This is a genomic window from Flavobacterium tistrianum (genome assembly GCF_003254545.1).
Classification (GTDB): Bacteria; Bacteroidota; Bacteroidia; order Flavobacteriales; family Flavobacteriaceae; genus Flavobacterium; species Flavobacterium tistrianum.
Genome location: NZ_QJRH01000039.1, coordinates 1 through 2,899 on the forward strand (window position 1 = coordinate 1; position 2,899 = coordinate 2,899).

The window sequence follows — 2,899 nt, forward strand, 5'->3', positions numbered from 1 at the left end:
TTAGTAGCCCTAACAGGACAATTCTCGAACCATTTTCACGGTGATTTGAAAATTTTAAATCCGATTTAGGAACTGTTTATTGATCGGTTATGTAGCTTTTTTATTATTATGAAATTTTAAAAGTGTATTTCTGAATTTTATTTTTCATCTGATTATTTGTAAAGCAGATAACTGTTTAATATTCTTTTACCTCTTTAAACTAAAGTGGCCCTTGAATTCATTTCCATTTGCAGCTGTTGCCACAAACCAATAATCAGAGGACGGCATATCAAGTCCTTTATAAGTTCCATCCCAAGAATTATTAGCCGTTAGTGCTGTAATTAATCTTCCAAATCGATCAAAAATTCTAATAGCAGAGCCTGTTGCTAAATATTCTGAATTGATTATCCATGTATCATTATAGCCATCATCATTAGGAGTGAAAAATTTTGGAAAAGAAATTTCATTAAAGGGATCAGGGCAGTCAACGGCCGCATTTTTTATATTTATTTTTACTGGAGTTCTCATGCTCTCACAACTGTCAATTGTCTGGGAAGCATAATATGTTTTTCCATCTTCAATTAGCGTTGATTCAGAAAGATTTGTTTCGTCTAATAGGGAAGAGTACCATCTTATATTCTGTCCATAAACTTTAATGAAGCTAATGGTTGCATTTTGGTTTGAACAGAAATTTTGCTCAGGATCAGCATCAGGACTTTGGGATTCTATAATTTTGACGAATATCGCTTTTCTTGGGCTCTCACAGCCATTCAAATTTTGACTTGCATAGTATGCAGTATTATTAAGCTTCGTTGTTTCATTTAAAATATTTCCACCTGTTGGAGAATCAAACCATATTGTGTTTTGACCTATAATTGTAATGTCTTTTAAAACGGCATTTTGGCTAGCGCAAAAAAACTGAGGGCTTTCTGCTACTGGGGCATCATCTTGAAGGACAGTAACTGAGACTGGGAGTCTTTCACTTTCGCAGGCAATCGTTTGAGATACATAATACGTTGCCCCATTTTGTAAAACAGTATTAGGTGAAAGTGCAGTTATTGCAGTATTGGTATCATACCACTTTAAATTTTGACCATTAATGCTTATATTGTTTAAGACAGCATTCTCACTTTTGCAAAATATCGGATTAGTGTCTCCTGTTGGAGCTAAAGGCTTACTGGTAATATTTACGCGAACGGGAATTCTTTCGCTTTCACATGAATTAATGGTTTGAGATGCATAGTATATTTTATTGTCTTCAAGTATTGCTGTATTTGGTAAAAGAGTTCCTGCCGTTTCTGAATCATACCATTTTGTGTTTTCACCTATAATTTTGAGATCTGAAATAATCGGATTCTGATCTGAACAGAAAGACTGATTAGATTCAGTTGAAGGTTTGTTTGGATGAACAATTTTTATATGAATAGGAATTCTTCTGCTTTCGCAACCATTTACGGTTTGAGATGCATAATAGATCTGATTATCTGCCAGAGGTGTTGTTTTTTGAATGACATTTCCTTGATTTTCAGCATCATACCATTTAATGTCGGTGCCCGTAATTTCTATGTTTTGTATATTTAAGTGATCACTGAAGCAGAATGTTTGTCGAGAATTTGAAATTGGCAGAGGCTGTTCTTCAATGATAATTTTTTGATTTTGTTTAGAAATGTTCCCATTTCCGTCATTATAATCCCATGTTATAGTATAGATTCCCGGCAAAGTAAAATTCAACGAATTTTCAGTTGTGGCAGTTATTAATCCTGCACAATTATCTGTTGCTGTCGGAATTGTGTTTATTATGGTTTGGCAGTTGCCCCTCACATCTACTAAAACTGCAATAGTTGGAATAGGAGCAATGTTATCTCCAATAGCGACCTTTAAAGATAAAGTGCTTGGACAACTTCCAGGCGCCCCTGATATTATACAATTATACTCGCCACTGTTTATTGCCGCAGCATTGGCTATTGCTGGATTTTGGTCTTGCGATGTGAAGCCGTTTGGCCCACTCCAATTGTAAGCGGTTCCTCCTGAAGCAGAAAGTTCTATAGTTTGTCCAATACAAATGGGTGAATTGCTTGAAATATGGGAATTAGATTCGCAGTCCTGGAACTTTACCAGAAATGCATCTCCAGCATTAAAAGCGAGATTGGTGTAATTGGTGTTCTGATGTGTACCTGGTGTTGCTATGTTCAGCAAGCTCTGGGTGGTGCCAGCCAAATATAGATTCCCATTTTCATCTGCAGCAGTTGAAAAAGCATCATCAGCAGCCTCTCCGCTAAAATAGGTAGACCATTTTCTTTTTCCATCTGTACTGAATTTTACTAAAAAAGAGTCGATGCCTGACGCATTGCTGTAAGGGGTTTCCATATAAGCGTTTGGCGTAGCGGAGAAGCCGGCTTTTGCCCGTCCGGTAAAGTATATTGTTCCATTTTTAGTAACTGAAAGCCCTAAGGCTTCTGGGTAAAAATACGACCCCCATATTTTAAAACCGTTCGGATCGAATTTCAGAATGGCTCCGTTATTGCCAGAACCATTAGCAATGAAATTTTCCTGAAAAATGCCAGCCGTTGCAATTCCTTTGTTGCTATTGGTTTGGCCAAGACAATACAGATTATTATGGGAATCTATTCCCAGATCGTGAAAGTAGTCTGTTTTTTCCCCACCAAAATAAGTCCCCCAGACCAGATTTCCATTGCCGGTAAATTTAGCTAAAAATCCTTCCCGATCGGAAGTGGTATGCGTTTCCTGAAATGAATTAGCCGTAGCAATGCCATTTTTGCTGAATGTTGAACCTATAAGGATAATATTGTCATTAGTATCCACTTTAGAATCATAAATGATGTCCTGGCCTGTTCCTCCATAATAGGTTCCCCACTCTCTGCGTCCGTCCTTATTAAATTTGGCGATAAAGCCATCTCCC

1 protein-coding gene is annotated in these 2,899 nt (G+C 37.1%); it reads right to left on the reverse strand.

The genetic code is table 11. The annotated features are described in order from the left end of the window. Positions 1–186: 186 nt before the first annotated feature. A partial coding sequence (locus DMB71_RS00195; protein WP_162614732.1) for an Ig-like domain-containing protein occupies positions 187–2,899 on the reverse strand: 2,713 nt, incomplete at its 5' end.